The sequence below is a fragment of the Roseinatronobacter sp. genome, assembly GCF_051859525.1.
Classification (GTDB): domain Bacteria; phylum Pseudomonadota; class Alphaproteobacteria; order Rhodobacterales; family Rhodobacteraceae; genus Roseinatronobacter.
In genome coordinates this window covers 275,394-293,411 of record NZ_JBHYFM010000001.1, presented here as the reverse complement: position 1 = coordinate 293,411, position 18,018 = coordinate 275,394, and the positions used below count along the sequence as shown (strand labels likewise).

General features: G+C 60.0%; 18 protein-coding genes and 1 tRNA gene. 9 read left to right on the top strand and 10 right to left on the bottom strand.

Going from position 1 to position 18,018, the window contains the following annotated elements; all coding sequences use genetic code 11:
• The first annotated feature begins 7 nt into the window (after nt 1-7).
• The gene (clpX, locus tag ACTIE1_RS01415) at nt 8-1,270 is read left to right on the top strand and encodes an ATP-dependent Clp protease ATP-binding subunit ClpX (protein ID WP_439560162.1); all 1,263 of its coding nucleotides are present in this window, start codon (nt 8-10) and stop codon (nt 1,268-1,270) included.
• Between the two features lie 219 nt (nt 1,271-1,489).
• On the opposite strand, the gene ACTIE1_RS01410 is transcribed toward clpX, so the two are convergent.
• Genes ACTIE1_RS01410 through ACTIE1_RS01400 form a run of 3 tightly spaced genes read right to left on the bottom strand, consistent with a single transcriptional unit; the run spans nt 1,490 to nt 3,768 of the window.
• Entirely contained in the window at nt 1,490-2,479 is a 990-nt protein-coding gene (locus ACTIE1_RS01410; RefSeq protein ID WP_439560163.1) for a methyltetrahydrofolate cobalamin methyltransferase, read from the bottom strand.
• A gap of 24 nt (nt 2,480-2,503) precedes the next feature.
• Nucleotides 2,504-3,457 (bottom strand): methylenetetrahydrofolate reductase, encoded by a 954-nt coding sequence (locus tag ACTIE1_RS01405; RefSeq protein WP_439560164.1) that lies wholly within the window; start codon nt 3,455-3,457, stop codon nt 2,504-2,506.
• A 5-nt stretch (nt 3,458-3,462) separates the two neighbouring features.
• The gene (locus ACTIE1_RS01400; protein ID WP_439560165.1) at nt 3,463-3,768 is read right to left on the bottom strand and encodes a virulence factor; all 306 of its coding nucleotides are present in this window, start codon (nt 3,766-3,768) and stop codon (nt 3,463-3,465) included.
• A 263-nt stretch (nt 3,769-4,031) separates the two neighbouring features.
• Here ACTIE1_RS01400 and ACTIE1_RS01395 point away from each other — a divergent pair, with 263 nt between their 5' ends.
• From ACTIE1_RS01395 to ACTIE1_RS01380, 4 genes are read left to right on the top strand one after another with little or no spacing between them, the layout of a single operon-like run.
• Entirely contained in the window at nt 4,032-5,180 is a 1,149-nt protein-coding gene (locus tag ACTIE1_RS01395) for a Ppx/GppA phosphatase family protein (RefSeq protein ID WP_439560166.1), read from the top strand.
• A 17-nt stretch (nt 5,181-5,197) separates the two neighbouring features.
• Nucleotides 5,198-5,935: an RlmE family RNA methyltransferase gene (locus ACTIE1_RS01390; RefSeq protein ID WP_439560167.1), complete on the top strand. Its 738-nt coding sequence runs from the start codon at nt 5,198-5,200 to the stop codon at nt 5,933-5,935.
• Nucleotides 5,932-6,408 carry a TrmO family methyltransferase domain-containing protein gene (locus ACTIE1_RS01385; protein ID WP_439560168.1) on the top strand — a complete coding sequence of 159 codons (477 nt, stop codon included), beginning with the start codon at nt 5,932-5,934 and terminating at the stop codon, nt 6,406-6,408. The genes ACTIE1_RS01390 and ACTIE1_RS01385 overlap by 4 nt, the downstream gene beginning before the upstream one ends.
• 17 nt (nt 6,409-6,425) lie before the next feature.
• The gene (locus ACTIE1_RS01380; protein WP_439560169.1) at nt 6,426-7,217 is read left to right on the top strand and encodes a hypothetical protein; all 792 of its coding nucleotides are present in this window, start codon (nt 6,426-6,428) and stop codon (nt 7,215-7,217) included.
• Between the two features lie 26 nt (nt 7,218-7,243).
• Here ACTIE1_RS01380 and ACTIE1_RS01375 read toward each other — a convergent pair whose 3' ends face one another.
• Together ACTIE1_RS01375 and ACTIE1_RS01370 are read right to left on the bottom strand one after the other, a co-directional pair.
• Nucleotides 7,244-7,633, bottom strand: a complete 390-nt coding sequence (locus tag ACTIE1_RS01375; protein WP_439560170.1) for a cell division protein ZapA — start codon at nt 7,631-7,633, stop codon at nt 7,244-7,246.
• Entirely contained in the window at nt 7,626-8,123 is a 498-nt protein-coding gene (locus ACTIE1_RS01370) for a hypothetical protein (RefSeq protein ID WP_439560171.1), read from the bottom strand. The genes ACTIE1_RS01375 and ACTIE1_RS01370 overlap by 8 nt, the downstream gene beginning before the upstream one ends.
• A gap of 218 nt (nt 8,124-8,341) precedes the next feature.
• On the opposite strand from ACTIE1_RS01370, the gene tkt reads away from it, so the two are divergent.
• Nucleotides 8,342-10,360, top strand: coding sequence for a transketolase (gene tkt / locus ACTIE1_RS01365; protein ID WP_439560172.1), 2,019 nt, complete (start codon nt 8,342-8,344; stop codon nt 10,358-10,360).
• A gap of 209 nt (nt 10,361-10,569) precedes the next feature.
• Here tkt and ACTIE1_RS01360 read toward each other — a convergent pair whose 3' ends face one another.
• On the bottom strand, nt 10,570-11,331 hold the full coding sequence (locus tag ACTIE1_RS01360; protein ID WP_439560173.1) for an NAD kinase: 762 nt from the start codon (nt 11,329-11,331) through the stop codon (nt 10,570-10,572).
• Between the two features lie 223 nt (nt 11,332-11,554).
• Here ACTIE1_RS01360 and glyA point away from each other — a divergent pair, with 223 nt between their 5' ends.
• Nucleotides 11,555-12,850: a serine hydroxymethyltransferase gene (gene glyA / locus ACTIE1_RS01355; RefSeq protein WP_439560174.1), complete on the top strand. Its 1,296-nt coding sequence runs from the start codon at nt 11,555-11,557 to the stop codon at nt 12,848-12,850.
• Between the two features lie 39 nt (nt 12,851-12,889).
• Nucleotides 12,890-13,654: an alpha/beta fold hydrolase gene (locus ACTIE1_RS01350; protein WP_439560175.1), complete on the top strand. Its 765-nt coding sequence runs from the start codon at nt 12,890-12,892 to the stop codon at nt 13,652-13,654.
• Here ACTIE1_RS01350 and ACTIE1_RS01345 read toward each other — a convergent pair whose 3' ends face one another.
• Both ACTIE1_RS01345 and ACTIE1_RS01340 read right to left on the bottom strand, forming a co-directional pair.
• Entirely contained in the window at nt 13,655-13,837 is a 183-nt protein-coding gene (locus tag ACTIE1_RS01345) for a CTP synthetase (protein ID WP_439560176.1), read from the bottom strand. It abuts the gene before it with no gap.
• Between the two features lie 104 nt (nt 13,838-13,941).
• A complete protein-coding gene (locus ACTIE1_RS01340) occupies nt 13,942-14,127 on the bottom strand; it encodes a hypothetical protein (RefSeq protein WP_439560177.1) in 186 nt (61 codons plus the stop codon).
• A gap of 220 nt (nt 14,128-14,347) precedes the next feature.
• Between ACTIE1_RS01340 and ACTIE1_RS01335 the strand changes: the two genes are divergently transcribed.
• Nucleotides 14,348-14,423, top strand: a tRNA-Val gene (locus ACTIE1_RS01335).
• A 120-nt stretch (nt 14,424-14,543) separates the two neighbouring features.
• Here ACTIE1_RS01335 and ACTIE1_RS01330 read toward each other — a convergent pair.
• Nucleotides 14,544-16,883 carry a mechanosensitive ion channel domain-containing protein gene (locus tag ACTIE1_RS01330; RefSeq protein ID WP_439560178.1) on the bottom strand — a complete coding sequence of 780 codons (2,340 nt, stop codon included), beginning with the start codon at nt 16,881-16,883 and terminating at the stop codon, nt 14,544-14,546.
• A gap of 241 nt (nt 16,884-17,124) precedes the next feature.
• Entirely contained in the window at nt 17,125-17,556 is a 432-nt protein-coding gene (locus tag ACTIE1_RS01325; RefSeq protein WP_439560179.1) for a PaaI family thioesterase, read from the bottom strand.
• Nucleotides 17,557-18,018 lie beyond the last annotated feature (462 nt).

The following is an 18,018-nucleotide window of genomic DNA, read 5'->3' as shown; positions in this document are numbered from 1 at the left end:
GTATGTGATGGCAACATCGGAAAAAGACAGCAAGAACACCCTATATTGTTCCTTCTGTGGCAAAAGCCAGCACGAAGTGCGCAAACTGATTGCAGGGCCGACAGTGTTCATCTGCGATGAATGTGTCGAGCTGTGCATGGATATCATCCGCGAGGAAACCAAGACCGGCGGCCTGAAAACCACCGACGGGGTGCCCAGCCCGCGCGAGATCTGTAATGTGCTGGATGATTATGTCATCGGGCAGGAACAGGCCAAGCGCGTTCTGTCCGTGGCGGTTCACAACCACTACAAACGCCTGAACCACTCTGGCAAATCCGGTGAAGTGGAATTGTCGAAATCCAATATTCTGCTGATCGGCCCCACAGGCTGCGGCAAGACATTGCTGGCACAGACACTGGCGCGCATTCTGGACGTGCCCTTCACCATGGCAGATGCGACCACATTGACCGAAGCGGGCTATGTCGGCGAGGATGTGGAAAACATTATCCTGAAGCTGCTGCAATCCAGCGAATACAATGTCGAACGCGCGCAGCGCGGCATCGTCTATATTGACGAGGTCGACAAGATCACCCGCAAGTCGGACAACCCGTCCATCACGCGCGATGTATCGGGTGAAGGGGTGCAGCAGGCGTTGCTGAAACTGATGGAAGGCACTGTCGCCAGCGTTCCGCCGCAGGGCGGACGCAAGCACCCGCAGCAGGAATTCCTGCAAGTGGATACGACCAACATCCTGTTCATTTGTGGCGGGGCCTTCGCAGGGCTTGACCGGATTATCGCACAACGCGGCAAGGGGTCGGCCATCGGTTTCGGCGCGGACGTCAAGGACGAAAGCGCGCGCACCATCGGTGAATCCCTGAAGGCGCTGGAACCCGAAGACCTGCTGAAATTCGGCCTGATCCCCGAATTTGTAGGCCGTTTGCCAGTGATCGCCACATTGATGGATCTGGACGAAGATGCGCTTGTCACCATCCTGACAGAACCCAAGAACGCGCTGGTCAAGCAGTATCAGAAACTGTTCGACATTGAAGGCGTGGACCTGAGCTTCACGGACGAGGCCCTGCGCGCGATCGCAAAACGCGCGATTGCCCGCAAGACAGGGGCGCGGGGCTTGCGGTCAATCATGGAAGATATCTTGCTTGATACCATGTTCGAACTGCCAAGTCTGGAAAACGTCAGCGAAGTGGTCGTGAACGAAGAAGCCGTAAATTCCGACGCCGCGCCGCTGGTCATCTATGCCGACACCAAAAAAGGCACGGCCAGCGCCGGCTAACACGCGCGCGCGCACCCCCAACAGCAACACATAAAAACCCGCCAATCTGGCGGGTTTTTTTTATGTCTGGCCTACGCGAACACGCGAACTTCATCTGCTAGAGCATGTTGCTCAAAAGTGGGAACCGGTTTTGAGCTTCGCGAACATGCAAAACCAATAAGTTAGGGCATGTCTTGTGACCGCGAATGAACGCGACATGCTCTAACAAGGTGAAGCGGTCTACCCGCGCGACCTGCGCCCGCCACGCCGCCCGCCTGTGCGCGCACCCGCATCCATTGCGGCGCGGGACGCTTCCGCAAAACTGACCCCATCCTTGACCGCGTCCAGCACCTTGGACAGGCCGATCCACGCGCCACCATTGGGGTCGTGGTTCATCAGCATGTTGGCCGCGCGAATGGCCTCCATCTCGACCGAGCGGACGGGGTTCATGATGGCACTGGTCATGCCTGCACCGATCGCCATAGGCAGGAAGGCCGCGTTGATGCCGTGCCTGTTGGGCAGGCCGAAGCTGATATTGGACGCCCCGCAAGTGGTATTCACGCCCAACTCCTCGCGCAGGCGGCGCACCAGCGCGAAAACCTGCCGGCCGGCGCTGGCCATGGCCCCGATGGGCATGACCAGCGGGTCCACAACAATATCATGCGCGGGAATGCCGAAATCTGCGGCGCGTTCCACGATCTTCTTGGCCACGGCAAAACGCACTTCGGGGTCTTCCGAAATGCCGGTATCATCGTTGGAAATCGCAACCACAGGCACATTGTATTTCTTGACCAGCGGCAGCACCAGTTCCAGACGCTCCTCCTCGCCGGTGACGGAATTCAGCAGCGGGCGGCCATTGGCCGCTTGCAAGCCCTGCTCCAACGCGCCGGGAACCGAACTGTCAATGCAAAGCGGCACATCGACAACCGCCTGAACACGCTCGATCAGGGCTTTCATCAAGGGCGGCTCGACGAAATTATTGTCGGCATAGCGCGGATCATCGGCCATTCTATTGGTGAACACAGCGCCCGAATTCACATCCAGCACCATCGCGCCACAGGCCACCTGTTCCAGCGCATCGCGTTCGACGGTGGTGAAGTCATCCAGTTCCAGCTCGGCGGCCAGTTTTTTACGACCAGTCGGGTTGATGCGTTCACCGATCACGCAAAACGGCTCGTCAAAGCCTATGACAACGGTTTTGGTTGCGGATTCAAGGACAGTGCGGGTCATGATCTCTCCGGATTGTTGGGTCAGTCAGTGTTGCGCCGGTCGGGCAGCGGCCCCACCATTGGCGATATTCCAGTCGGCATTGGCCTTGATCCCGCCCAGCGGGAAGAAGTGCAAACGCTCCACGGCAAAATCAGGGTTGGCAGCTTTGTGCGCGGCCAGTTCGGCCACCAGTTCGGTCGGTTCAAACGGCAGCAACAGTTTCGACACGTCCTTGGCACGTTTTTGCAGCACACGCAGGGACGGGCCGACACCGCATGCGATGGCAAATTTGATCAGCGTCTGCAATTTCGCAGGACCGGCGATGCCCAGATGCACCGGCAATGTGATGCCCTGCTCGCGCAGCGCACCGGCCCATGCCACAATCGGCTTCGCCTCGAATGCGAATTGGGTGACGATGGCCATTTTCACGCCGGTTGATTGCGCAAAATCCTGCTTCCAGCGCAGCGCCTCCGCGATAATGTCATGCCCGCCATCCGCGCCAATATCGCGGTTGCCTTCGGGGTGGCCCGCGACATGCAGGCGGTCAAACCTGTCAAACAATCCGGTTTCCAGCAATTGCATGGAATTGTCATAGGCCCCCTTGGGCGTGGTGACACCGCCGCCCAGCATCAGCGCCTGCCGCACATCCGCATCCCCTTGATAGCGCGACACCCAATCCGCCAGTTCCCGACGGTCATTGATGATGCGCGCGGGGAAATGGGGCATCGGTTCCATCCCTGCCGCGCGCAGGCGTGCGGCGGTTGCCACCATGTCCGCGATAGGCGTGCCGTCGATATGGGCGATATAGACGCGCGTGCCTGCTGGCAGGATGGCGCGGAAATCGGCAATCTTCTCGGCGGTGCGCGGCATCACCTCGATGGAATAGCCCTGCATCAGGGCCTCGACTTCTTGGGTATTCGCAAGGGTCTGGCCGGTTTGTGCCGCGCGGCGGAAATTCAAAAGCGCCATGATGCTCTCCAATAGACGGGGGCGGGTCATTCGTATCAGACCTTCGCCGCCCAACCATCATTGGCGATCAGCAGCTTCAGCCTGTCTGCGTCATACTGCGCTTCCAACTGGTCTGCGGTGGCTTTCGCGACATCTTCATCACTTCCAGCGACCTCTACGGGGGGGGCTTTGCGCCACTCCGCCAGATAGGCGTCGGCATCGCGCGCCCCCACCTTCATCGCGCAACGGTCGATTGCCTGCTCGAACCGTTCGGAAAGCTGGATCTTATGCGCCTTGCGCCCCTTGCCCGCGATAACCTGTGCCGGAATATCGCGCCAATAAACAATCACAAGCGAAGCCATGTGTTCCCCTTCATGCATCTGGTGCGCCATGCTTGCATTCACGACCGGACAATTCCCGCCCGATTGCGACCAGCGCCCCCGCAGTGCCGACCTGTCAGACCTACAGCGCAAGCGCCGCAAAAGCGAGTGGGCGCTGCCGTCAAATATTTCAACTTCATTATGACTGGCATAACGAATTACCCACCACATGGCCGCGTGCAAACACTTGCTTATTTCAGGTCTGTTGATTACGTTAAATTCAACACGATATTGGAGGGCGAAATATGACGCCCGAGCGTCCCGCAGGCGTGGGCGCTTTCCCGAACTCGACACACGGCGCGGCACCCGCTGCCGCTGCCCGAAAATCGGCAAAGGCACCGCGCCACCCCAAGCCAAGGCCGCCGCAATTATATGCGGCACTTGATTTGGGGACGAATAGCTGTCGCATGTTGATTGCCCGCCCCCATGGCGGGCACTTCGAAGTGGTGGACAGCTTTTCAAAAGCAGTCGAACTTGGCACCGGCCTGAAATCGTCGGGCCTGCTGTCCTATCACCCCATGCAACGCACCTTGCAGGCGCTGCGTATCTGCCGCGCAAAGCTGGAACGCCACAAGGTGACGCGCATGCGCCTTGTGGCGACCGAAGCATGCAGGCGGGCGCGCAACAGCCGCGATTTCATTCGCCGCGCCCAGGCTGAAACGGGCTTGCGTCTGGACATCATCACCGCCGAGGAAGAGGCGCGCCTGGCCGTGGTGTCCTGCGCATCGCTGGTGGCGGTTGAAACCGAACAGTTGCTGGTGGTCGATATTGGCGGTGGGTCAACCGAACTGGTCTGGATCGACCTGTCACGCGTCGCCCCCGAAAAGCGGCGCAACGCCATCATGGGCATGTATCGCGGCGCGTTCAACCGCGACCCCGTCCCCGACAAACCGCAGGTCATTGACTGGATCAGCGTCCCGCTGGGGGTGGCAACACTCAAGGATTACTTCGCGGATGTGGACGATGACGCCGCCCGCTTCGCCTTGATGAGCTGGTATTTCGAAGAACAACTTGAAGCCTTCACCCCCTATAGCGACCTGAAACAGCATAAAGGGTTTCAGATCATCGGCACATCGGGCACAATCACGACAGTTGCGGCGTCCTATTTGCGGCTGAAACGCTATGACCGCTCCAAGGTGGACGGGCTGGTGATGAATTCGGGGCAGGTTGACAAGGTCATCCGCGAATATCTGGCGCTTGGGCCCATCGGGCGCAGGCAAGACCCCAGCATCGGGCGCGACCGGCACACGCAAATCATGTCGGGGGCCGCGATTTTGACCGCATTAATGCGCGTCTGGCCCACAGAACGCATGTCCGTGGCCGATCGCGGGTTGCGCGAGGGGTTGCTTTACGCGCAGATGAGCCGCGATGGCGCGCTTGACATGAAAGCCTGACGAAAGGCGCAAGACAAATGAAAACACCAAATACATCCGGTCGCGGAAGCCGCGAATTGAAGGTCAAGGTCAAGACCGCGCGCGGGCGCAAATTGTCGTCCACGCGCTGGCTGGAACGGCAGTTGAACGACCCCTATGTCGCGGCAGCGCGGCGCGACGGGTATCGCGGGCGGGCGGCCTATAAGCTGCTGGAACTGGACGACAAGTATCGTTTTCTTGTGCCCGGCGCACGGGTCGTCGATCTGGGCTGTGCACCGGGCGGCTGGCTGCAAGTGGCTGTCGCGCGGATCAACGCCCTGGGCGAGAAGAAGGGCAAACGCATCGGCACTGTGCTGGGCGTGGACTTGCAAGAGGTTGAACCCCTGCCCGGTGCCGAAGTGCATGTGCTGGATTTTCTGGACGAAGGCGCGGACGATCAGGTCAAGGAATGGCTTGGCGGTCGGGCGGATGTCGTGATGTCGGACATGGCGGCCGCGTCCAGCGGACATAAACAAACCGACCATATGCGCATCATGGCCCTGTGCGAAGCTGCGGCCCATTTCGCCTTCGATGTGCTGGAAGATGGCGGGACATTCGTGGCCAAGGTTCTGGCAGGCGGCGCTGAAGGGGAATTGCAGCACCTGTTGAAGCAGAATTTCAAGAAGGTTGCCAATGTCAAACCCCCCGCCAGCCGGTCGGACAGTTCGGAAAAATACGTTGTTGCCCAAGGGTTTCGCGGTCGTTCTGAACGTGATGATGAAAGCGGGGGCGAATGACGGGCCGCTTTGCCACACGTCCGGGCGAAGAACAGCTTGACGCGCCTTTGGGCATGCAGGCCGAAATCACCTTTATCGGCCATATCGATAGCGGCTGGTCACTGGAGGATTGCCCGAAAAACATCGCCCAAGCGCGCGAAGCGGCCAAACCCGCCCTGCTGCGGATAAAGCCGCAATTCATTGCGGGGCTGGACGGGATCGCGGCAGGCGACGGTCTGGTGCTACTCTATTGGATGGACCGCGCGCCGCGCAACCTGATCCGGCAGATGCCGCGCCACCGTGATGCGGCCACTGGCACATTCAACCTGCGTTCACCGGCACGCCCGAACCCGATTGGCATGGGCGTGGTGCGGGTTGTTGCCGTGGACATGGCGGCAGGTCAGGTCACGATTGACGCCATAGATGCGATTGACGGCACCCCGTTGATTGACATCAAACCGCATATGCCCCGCGCCGACCAGCTTCCGGCCTAGCCGGAATGGGCGGGGTCGTGAAACTGGTTCTGGTTGCGGTCGCGCTTTATGCGGTGGTCGTGACCTGCCTTGCGTTGTTCCAGACTGCCATGATTTTTCCGCGCGCGCTGACGGGGGCGGCCCCGTCCCTGCCCGTTGACACCACACGCATGACACTGACAACCCCTGACGGCGACACGCTGCATGGTGTCGCCATACCGGGCCGCCGCAATGATACGGCCCTGCTGTTGGGGTTTGGCGGCAACGCATGGAACGCCGAAAGCATGGCATTGTTTCTGCACCAACACGCCCCCGATCACACGGTCGCGGCATTCCATTTCCGCGGCTATGCCCCCAGCACCGGCAGCCCGTCTGCGCGCGCCTTGCGCGATGATGCTGTGCTGATTTATGACCATCTGGCACCTGATGCATCAGGGGTTATTCCCGTTGGATTCAGCATTGGCGGCGGGGCGGCTGCATATCTGGGCGCGCACCGAGATGTGAAGGGGCTGGTCCTGGTCACCCCTTTTGACAGCCTGCGCAATGTGGCACGCGACAGCCTGCCATGGGCCCCCGTGAAATGGCTGCTGCGCCATGACATGGACCTGCTGGCCGATCTGCAGGGCACGCGGCTGCGGATTGCCATCCTTGCCGCCACCCGTGACGAGGTGATCCCCCCTGCCCGCACCGATGCGCTGGTGTCGGGACTACAGGCACCGGACCGTGCCGTGCTGCAGACGGCACGGATTGCGGCAGGGCATAACGATATTTATTCCCATCCGGATTTCAGTACAGCATTACAGGATGCCTTGCGCCATATCGCGCAATAGCCCCTGCATAATACCAGAATAGAAGTTTACTTGCCCTGCTCCAGATCATCGGCAACCGCTTCGGCGCGCGCTGCCAGTTCGGTCAGCGCGTCCGTTATGTCCTGCGGCACAACCGGCACTTCGATATGACGCGGTTCCGGCATGGGGCGCGCATGCAACCGCGAAATTTCTTCGCGCAGGGACGCCAGCTCGGCCTCGGCGGCTTTCAGCTTGTCTTCGACGCCCGCAGTGCGGTCGGCCAGCATCAGGCCCGACATCAACAGCATGCGTTCTGCGGGAACGCGGCCGATCTGGTCAAGAAGGGTCCGCGCCTCGGCGTCCAGCATCTCGGCGGCGGCCAGCAGGAACCCTTCCTCGCCCGGTTGGCAGGCGACCTGAAATTCCTTGTGGCCAATAATGATTGTCTGCTCAGGCATGGTCATCCCCTGTCGCGATCAAGGGCTTCAATTCCCCAAGTACATCTTCCATCTCGACCATGTCAGCCGCGCGCTCGGCGCGCAAGGCTTCCAGTTCAGCCAGAAGCGACCGGTTGATTGCGCTGGGTTCGATCACCATGGCCTCATGCCCGTCGCGCAACTGGCGGTTCGCCTCTATCAGTTTGGTATTGGCCTTTTTCAGTCGCAGCATTTCAAGGCTTTGCAAATCCAGTTGTTCGGTCATGCGGGCCAGACGGCGTTCCAGCGATGTAAAGGAACTTTCCTGACGCTGGCGGACCGCGTTGACACGTTCGGTCAGTTGGGCATTCTTCGCGCGTTCCGCGTCCAGCTGGGCGCGCAAGTCCGACGTGTCCTGCGCGGGTGGCGGGGTCTGCTGTTGGACCGGCGCGGCGCGCACGGCGTCCACATTACGCGAAATCCGGTCGAGCGCGCGAAGAATGCGCTGCTCCAGATTTTTTATATCGCTCATATATGTCCTGCTTTCTGTCGCCCTGTTCCGAATTTTCTTTTTGTCATGCCGAATCACGTCTGGCAAGTCAGGCCATGCTATCTTCCGGAGCCTACAACCAAACCGGCGATTTTCCAACATTGCCCTGCCAATACTGCGCGTCTTGCTGCCTTTGCTTGAACTTGCGGCCCAGACTGCTATTGAGAGCGCGAACATTGCCCCAATAAGGACCGATGCCTGTGGATATTGCCGCCCTTCGTCAAGCCAACCCAGACCACTGGAAAAAAGCCACCGCAATTCGCACGCTGGCCATGGATGCGGTGCAGGCCGCGAATTCAGGCCATCCCGGCATGCCCATGGGCATGGCCGATGTGGCGACCGTGCTGTTTGAAAAGCACATGAAATTCGACCCCAAAGCCCCTGATTGGGCTGACAGGGACCGCTTCATCCTGTCGGCCGGTCACGGGTCCATGCTGATCTACGCACTGCTGTTTCTGACCGGCTATGAAGACATGACGCTGGAGCAGATCAAGAACTTCCGCCAGTCGGGGGCGATTACGGCAGGCCACCCCGAATATGGCCATGTGAAGGGCGTGGAAACCACAACCGGCCCGCTGGGTCAGGGCATTTCCAACGCTGTGGGTTTCGCCATGGCCGAGGAAAAGCTGCGCGCCGAATTCGGCCCCAAGATCGTGGACCACTACACCTATGTCATCGCGGGTGACGGCTGCCTGATGGAAGGGATCAGCCACGAAGCCATCGGGCTGGCAGGCCACCAGAAGCTGGGCCGCCTGATTGTGCTGTGGGACAATAACGACATTACCATTGACGGGCGCGTCAGCCTGTCGGATTCCACCGACCAGCGCGCGCGTTTTGCCGCCGCTGGCTGGAAGGTGCTGTCGTGTGACGGGCATGACCCTGCCGATATTGACCGCGCCCTGACCGATGCCAAAGGGTCGGACCGTCCCGTGCTGATTGATTGCAAAACCATCATCGGCTTTGGCAGCCCCAAGAAGGCCGACACCAACGGCGCGCACGGTTCCCCCCTTGGCGATGCGGAAATTGCCGCGACCAAGGAAATCTATGGCTGGCCGCATGGCGCATTCGACATTCCTGCCGATATTCTGGACGCATGGCGCAGCATTGGCGCCAAAGGGGCCGAGGCCCGTGCCGCATGGCAGGACCGCTTTGCCAAACTGTCCGGCACCAAACAGGCCGAATTCACCCGCCGCATGGCAGGAGAGGCCCCCAAGAAGCTGGAATCGGCCATCCGCGCGCTGAAAAAGCAGATCAGCGAAACCGCCCCCAAGGTTGCCACGCGCAAGTCATCAGAAATGGTGCTGGAGGTTGTCAACGAAATCATGCCCGAAACCATGGGCGGATCAGCCGACCTGACAGGGTCGAACAACACCAAGACCGCTGGTCTGGGCGTGTTCAGCGCCGATGACCGCAAGGGGCGCTATGTCTATTACGGCATTCGCGAACATGGGATGGCGGCGGCCATGAACGGCATGATGCTGCATGGCGGCGTGAAACCCTATGGCGGCACATTCATGTGCTTTACCGATTATGCGCGCGGGTCCATGCGCCTGTCGGCGCTGATGGGCGCGCCTGTGACCTATGTTATGACGCATGATTCCATCGGCCTTGGCGAAGACGGGCCAACCCACCAGCCGGTCGAGCATCTGGCCATGTTGCGCGCCACGCCCAACACCTATGTGTTCCGCCCCTGCGACACGGTGGAAACCGCCGAAGCCTGGGAAATCGCGCTGACCGCACCGGCCACGCCGTCGGTGCTGGCGCTTAGCCGCCAGAACCTGCCCACGCTGCGCCTTGATCACAAGGTCAAGAACCAGACCGCGCAAGGGGCCTATGTGCTGGCGGACGCTGAGGGCAAGCGTCAGGCCATCCTGATGGCAACAGGGTCCGAGGTGGAAATCGCCATGGCCGCGCGCGACTTGTTGCAGGCCGAAGGGATCGGCACGCGGGTGGTGTCCTTCCCCTGCTGGGAATTGTTCGAGGACCAGCCCGAATCCTACCGCCGCAAGGTTCTGCCCGCAGGCCCCGTGCGCGTGGCAATCGAGGCTGGCGTGCGCTTTGGCTGGGACCGCTGGTTGTGCGATGAACGCGGCCGCCGCGAGAAGGCCGGTTTTGTGGGCATGCAGGGCTTCGGTGCCTCTGCGCCCGCGCCCGAACTTTACAAGCAGTTCGGCATCACCGCCGAAGATGTGGCCCAAAAGGTCAAGGCGCTGTTGTAAGCCGCCGCTGCGGGCGCGTGCCAGTCATGCGCCCACAGACTGCAACAAACATGAAAGCCCCGCTGCACCTGCGCGCGGGGCTTTTTACAGCATGTTGCCCAAAAGTGGGAACCGGTTTTGAGCTTCTCGAACATGCAAAGCCAATATGTTAGAGCATGTCGCGTGAATACGAATGAATGCGACACGCTCTAACGGCCTGCGTTGGGGGATCAGACAAATTGTTCGCGGATCAGGCGTTCTTCCAGCCCGTGGCCGGGGTCGAACAGCAGCTTGTGCGAAATCCGGTTGTCAGACCTGATATCGACACTTAGCACATTGCGCACCGACCGGCTGTCGGCATCGGCCATAACGGGGCGTTTGGCGGGGTCGATAACCTCAAAGCGCACATGGCTGTCCTTGGGCAACAACGCCCCGCGCCACCGCCTTGGCCGGAAGGCGGCCACCGGCGTCAGGGCCAGCACATCGGACCCGATGGGCAGGATCGGCCCATGTGCGGAATAATTATAAGCGGTCGAACCGGCAGGTGTGCTGAGGATGACACCATCACAGACCAATTCATCCAACCGCTGGCGGCCATCCACCACGATCCGCAGCTTCGCAGCCTGCGCGCCCTGCCGCAACAACGACACTTCGTTAATGGCCAGCACATCGGCGCTGGTCCCGTCAATGCGTGTCGCACTCATCCTCAGGGGGTTCAGCACGGCCATTTCGGCCTGTGCCAGCCGCGCCAGCAACCCGTCTGTGCGATAGGCATTCATCATGAAGCCCACAGTCCCGCGGTTCATGCCATAAACAGGCGTGTCCAGCGATTGTGTGGAATGCAGCGTCTGCAACATGAACCCGTCACCGCCCAACGCGACAATCACCCCCGCGCTGTCCAGCGGGCAATTCCCGTATTGCGCGCTCAACTCCGATAGCGCGGCTTGCGCGTCAGGGGCCGCGCTGGCCAGAAAGGCGATTTGTGCAGACATGCTATCCTCTGCGGTGTCGGGGTCCGTCGCGCCATGTGACCTGTAACCGCACCGATTGGCAAGGGCTGGTTCCCATGCCGGACCAAGCGCGCCAATAGGAAACCCGCGCAGGCAGATGGGTCGCTGAACCGCACCGTTGCGCCGCAATCAAGCCTTTCCCAATGGCCACTCTTGCGCTAATTGATCCCCAAACCCCTGACCAGACCCTGCCGGAGGCTGCATAATGGATACGACACCACGCGATACAGGCTTTTTCACCGAAACAATCGAAAGCCGCGATCCGGAACTTTTTGCCGCAATGCAGTCCGAACTGGGCCGCCAGCGCGACGAGATCGAACTGATCGCATCAGAGAACATTGTTTCCAAGGCCGTGATGGATGCTCAGGGTTCGGTGATGACAAACAAATATGCCGAAGGGTATCCGGGACGGCGTTACTATGGCGGGTGCCAATATGTGGACGTGGCCGAAAATCTGGCGATCGAACGCGCCTGCAAATTGTTCGATTGCAGCTTTGCCAATGTGCAGCCCAATTCGGGATCGCAGGCCAATCAGGGCGTGTTCACTGCCCTACTGAAACCGGGTGACACCATTCTGGGCATGTCGCTGGATGCGGGCGGTCACCTGACGCATGGCGCAAAACCCAACCAGTCGGGCAAATGGTTCAATGCCGTGCAATATGGCGTGCGGCAGGAAGATTACGCCATCGATTACGACCAGATCGAAGCGCTGGCCCTTGAGCACCAGCCCAAGATGCTGATCGCGGGCGGGTCTGCCATTCCGCGCATCATCGATTTTGCGCGCATGCGCCAGATTGCCGACAGCGTGGGCGCGATCCTGCTGGTCGATATGGCCCATTTCGCCGGTCTGGTGGCTGCGGGGCTGTATCCCAGCCCGTTCCCGCATGCCCATGTGGCCACCACCACCACGCATAAAACCCTGCGCGGCCCGCGCGGCGGCATGATCCTGACCAATGACGAGTCCATCGCCAAGAAGGTCAATTCGGCCATTTTCCCCGGCATTCAGGGCGGCCCCCTGATGCATGTCATCGCGGCCAAGGCCGTCGCCTTTGGCGAGGCGCTGCAACCGGGGTTCATTGATTACCAGAAACAGGTCATCAAGAACGCACAGGCACTGGCTGATCAACTGGTCAAGGGCGGGCTGGATATTGTGACCGGCGGCACGGATTCGCATCTGCTGCTGGTGGACCTGCGCCCCAAAGGGGTAAAAGGAAACGCCACCGAGAAGGCACTGGGGCGCGCGCATATCACCTGCAACAAGAACGGCATCCCGTTTGATACCGAAAGCCCCACGGTCACCAGCGGCATTCGTCTGGGCTCGCCCGCGGGCACAACGCGCGGCTTCACCGAGGCCGAGTTCCGCCAGATCGGGGACTGGATCGTGGCTGTGGTGGACGGGCTGGCCGCCCATGGCGAGGATGGCAACGCCGCTGTCGAGGCCCGCGTCAAGGCCGAGGTTGCAGAGCTTTGCGCCCGCTTCCCCATCTATCCGCAGCTGTAATACAAGGGGCCTGCGCGCCGGACGCGCAGGCCGTGCCCCATGCTGAACATCCTGCGCAACGGAACCCCGACTGACCTGCCGCCCCTGCTGGTTGTGCATGGCCTGTTCGGGTCTGCGCGCAATTGGGGGGCCATTGCCAAACGGCTGTCAGACAGCCGGCAGGTTGTCAGCGTGGATATGCGCAACCACGGCGAAAGCCCTTGGTATGACAGCCACGGATATGATGATCTGGCCCGCGATCTGGCGCAGATCATCAAGGCCGAAGGCACGCGCATGGATGTGCTGGGCCATTCCATGGGCGGCAAGGCGGCAATGGTTCTGGCGCTGACGCAGCCCGATCTGGTGAACCGCATGCTGGTTGCCGATATCGCACCCGTTACCTATGGGCACAGTCAGTCGCACCTGATCGCGGCAATGCGTGCGCTGGATATTTCCGCGCTGACGACCCGCGCGGATGCTGATGCAGCACTGGCGGCAAGTGTCGCGGATGCAGGTGTGCGGGCGTTTCTGCTGCAATCACTGGACCTGCGCGCGTCACCACCGCGCTGGCGCCTGAATCTGGACGTGCTGGAGCAGGAGATGGACCGCATCACCGGCTGGCCCAAGGATGTGACAGGCAGTTTCCCCCGCCCTGCCCTGTTCCTGAGCGGGGCAAAGTCGGATTATGTCCTGCCCGAACACCGCCCCGCCATCAAGGCGCTGTTTCCGGACGCAAAATTTGCCAAGCTGCCGGACGCGGGCCATTGGCTGCATGCCGAGGCCCCGCGCCCCTTTGAAGCGACCGCGCGCGTGTGGTTCGATTGATCAGTTCTCAATCAGTTTACGCGCAATAATCCAGCTGGCAACCACACCAACCACCGCACCACCAGCAGCCCATGCAAGGATCGGCTGCAACGTGTCCTGTCCGATACTCAGCGCGACAACCACGCCAATACCTGCACAGGTCACACCGACAATACTGTAGATCAACGGAAACATTCTAATCATGGCGCCCTCTTGAAACATGAATGCCCTACAGCAACCATGATTGTGACGATGCAACCTTGATTTGGCGCAAACTGGGGTATTTTTCGTGCCGATTGCAGGGCAATCTACCCGCAATCCACCATGGCGCGCAAAACACCGCTATCGCCTTCCAGCGTGCCCTGACGGATCTGGCAGCCCGTAACATCAACAATCGCGGCAGCCATGGCAGGACGCAACAGTGGCTGGTCGCGGCGGGGCGCATAGCCATGGCGAATAACCTCGACCCGGTCACCAGCCTGCCAGACCGTCATGGCATAACCCGCCCGATGGACAGAAGTAGACGTGCCATGCGCCAACCAAGGCGAGGGGGAATCGCATGCCGCAAGACATAATCCGGCGATGATGATGCGCATAAACATGGTCAACAGCATCACAGAAGATCGTTAAAATTAAATTAACCACAATCTTGCGAAAAACAGTGACATTCCGATATTGCAGCCGCGCGCGAATCTGGCTAGATGCAGTGCGTAAGGGTGATTAGCTCAGTTGGTAGAGCGCTTCGTTTACACCGAAGATGTCGGGAGTTCGAGTCTCTCATCACCCACCATTCCCCCTACACGCATAGTTAGAACAGCTTGCCATGGCGACGTCATGCGCCTGCTGAAGTCGGCCTGTTGGCAGGCAGGCCCGGCGCGACGGCGGGTTTGGAACCGTCGCGCCTTTGGGTTCAGTTTTGTTCAGCCTCATCCGCGCCGGGTTGGTGGCGCGCGATCTGGTCACCGCTGTCGGTGCGGCCCTTGTGCTGGCGATCAGACCCCTTTGCCTGTGTGTTCTGCCCCACCGCATCGGGCTTTTCCACATCCTCGGGCGATGCAGCAATGACCTTCGGCGCGGAGGCATGATGCAGGTTCAATGGCGGGGCGCTGCCGTCTTTGTCCTGCCCCATATACAGCGTCATATGCGGGAAGGGTATTTCCACACCGGCCTCATCAAGCACCTGTTTGACAATCTCGGTATAGGCACGCCCGACCGCCCATTGCATGCCAGGTCGTGTCTTGATCCGGCCCCGCACCACAACGGCGGAATCCCCCAGCGACACCACGCCCTGAATGTCCAGCGGTTCCAGTATCGCGCTTGCGTGTTCCCCCTGGGCCAGTATGTCGTAGGCGCGGTGCATAAGGCGCCGGACCTCGGTGATATCTTCACGATAGGCGACACCGATCTCGGCCACATGAAAGGCGAAATCCTTCATGAAATTCGACACCATATCAACCGAACTGAACGGAATCAGGTGATAGGTTCCGCTTACATCCCGCAGCCCGACGGACCGGACTGTCAGCTTTTCAACCACGCCGGTTGTCCCGCCTGCGGTCACGACATCCCCCTCGTTCATGGCGTTCTCGAACTGGATAAAGGCCCCTGTGATAATGTCCTGAACCAGCTTTTGTGCGCCAAAACCGATGGCCAGACCCAACACCCCTGCACCCGCCAGAAGTGGCGCAATATTCACGCCCAGCTCTGCCAATGTCAGCATGGATGCAATCACCACAAGCGCAATGGTCAGGGCATTGCGCAGCAATGCCAGCAATGTGCGTTCGCGTGCGGTGGGAATGGTGCCCACAGCCGGATTCAGGCGGTATTCGACAAAAGATGACAGCGCAAGCCAGACCGCCATTGCCATCAGAACCACGAATGCAGCCGAGGCCAGCCGCCCCACAACATCGCGGCCAACTTCGGATGCGGCCCAACTCAGGAAGTCCATGAACTGCCAGCTTTGCGCAATGGAAATCAGCACGGCTATGACAACCAGAACCCGTACCACGCGCAAGATACTCGGGACAAAGGCGTTCAAACGGTCCTCCAGCAGGGGCAATTTGGCGCGCAGATCGGCGGGAACCCGCATTCCGCCCGTGATTGCACGCGATATGAAGGCCATCACCAGCACACCGATGACAATCGCAACCACGGAATTCAGCGTGGCCATAAGCATGAATTGCAACGCATCCGTGGGCCGCGTCACCCAGACAACGAACAACGCCACGACATATGCAATCGCCAGCCAGTGCCATATGCCTGCTGCCATCGCCTCAATACGGCCAATCACATCACTCGGGTCACGCTGATGGCGGGCGCGCAGCGCCTCTGCGACGGCATCACGGCTTTGCAGGATGATCAGCATTGTGATGACCAGTGCGGTCACAACCAGCAATATCAACACACTGTGCCCCACTGCAAATGACACCGCCGCGTTGATGATTGGCACGACCAGCAGCGCGCCATATCCCAGCAGGCTGACCAGACGCGAACTCCAGAAATACCAATAGGCGGCGGTTTCATCGCTCATGGGCGCGAAGCGCAGGTTTGCATAGCGCGGGGACAGAATGCCCCGCAGGACAACCTTGCCCATCTCGACAAGCAGGAACGCGTTCAGAAACAGGCTTTGGCGGAAATCCATACTGCCAGCCTCGCCGGTCAGCAGCGCGAACCCGTAGCCGCCGCCCCATGCCAGCAAGATAATAAGCGCGTCAATCAGGCTTGACCCGACCAGCCAGACCGCAGACAGCACCCAGCCGCCCCCGGTGCGTCGTGACATCGCCGCAAAAACCCGTTGGCCGATATGACGCAAGCCAAAGAACAACCCGATCGTGACCGCCATAACCAGCGCCAGCGCAAATGCGGCGTCAGACAATTCGGCCCAGTTCACGCGGCTTTCGCCAGTGAATACACCCAGCAGATCATTCACATTTCCCAACAAGCCAACTGCAATATTGGTGGCGTTTTCAGCCACATCCCGCGTCTGTTCCGCAACCTGCCGCGCGAATGACATCTGTTGCGGGGGGGGTGGTGCAGTGTCCTGTGCAGCCGGGCTTGCAGGGCCTTCGGCCGCCGCCTCAAGCTGCCGAAGAAGGGCATCGCGGGCCGCATCATCGCGCAGGATTTCCGCAAGCATGCCAGCAACATCGCGCTCGACCACGGCGTCTGCGCCATCATTGCTTGGCGTGAAGGCCGTTTGCGCCATAACGGGAACGGCAAACGCCAGCCACCACAAAACCACGCGCAATAACATAGGGACTCCTTGGTATTCATCATAAGTTAAGAAGAACTTAGGACAATTTTCCAGAAGTTAAAAGTTTTCGGCAAAATTGCCGTCTTTTGCTGATGAAAATCTTTGTATCTTGACGCAGCCGCGCCGGATACAGCGGTCAACTGCGCATCATGCGGGTGGGGTCTTCAGGGCTGGTCCCGTGTCTGGAAAACACGCCCCGACATGAACGAAAACAAAGCTGCGCCCCCTGACGCTGCCCCCCTCACGACCTGCGGTCTTGGGCGGTCAGTATCATCTGGGTTTGGGTGACAACCGCTGCCAGCTTGCCGTCACTGCGGAAAAACCGCGTTGTCCATATCTGTGTCCTGCGGCCACGATGGACAGGTGTCGTTTCGGTCGAAAGCGTGTCGCCGATTGCGACACCCCGCAAGAAATTGGTCTTGCTTTCAATCGTGGTTGTCCCCTGCCCCTCTGAAAGGTTCAGAAACGTCGCGGTGCCGCCCAGATTGTCGGCGATCCCCATGATGGCCCCGCCATGAAGCACACCATTGCGATTGCCCAGCGCCTCGGTCACCTCGAACTCTGCGCGCAGGCAATCAGGATGCGCTTGACGGATACGCAAACCGAAATGTTGTGCAAAAGGTGGTTGTTCGCCCGCTATTTTATCATAGCGCTGTTGATCCGGGTTTTGCATTCATGCTTTCCTTCTGCCACCTCCCGCGAAAAACCGGGGCCTTCAAGCGCAGTACAGCACGGGTCATACCTGCCCTGCTACACCAGTTAACAAGTGCAATGGAACGCCGTGAACTGCAAGCAAGCAGTGCTATCTGATGCGCAAAAGTGCCGTCAGACGCATGGCTGCCTTGCCTCTCCTTTGTGTTCCAGGCGCCTGATCACGCACGGGCAGATCCACGAGTTCATAGGAAAATGGGCAGGGCCATAGGCCATGTTACCCGCGGCCCTGCCTTGTCCATGGCACAATATCCCGCAACAGGTTCTTGCACGCCGCAACCGCCGATCCGGACGGACAGGATGTCCCAGAAGGCCAGTCTATCTTGCGCCCTTGCGAAGATTGAACAGGACTGCTTTGGACATGTCCGTAGCGCCAGACCGTTGGCCAGAATTCAGACTGCTGGTCAGAAAAATTCAAAACACG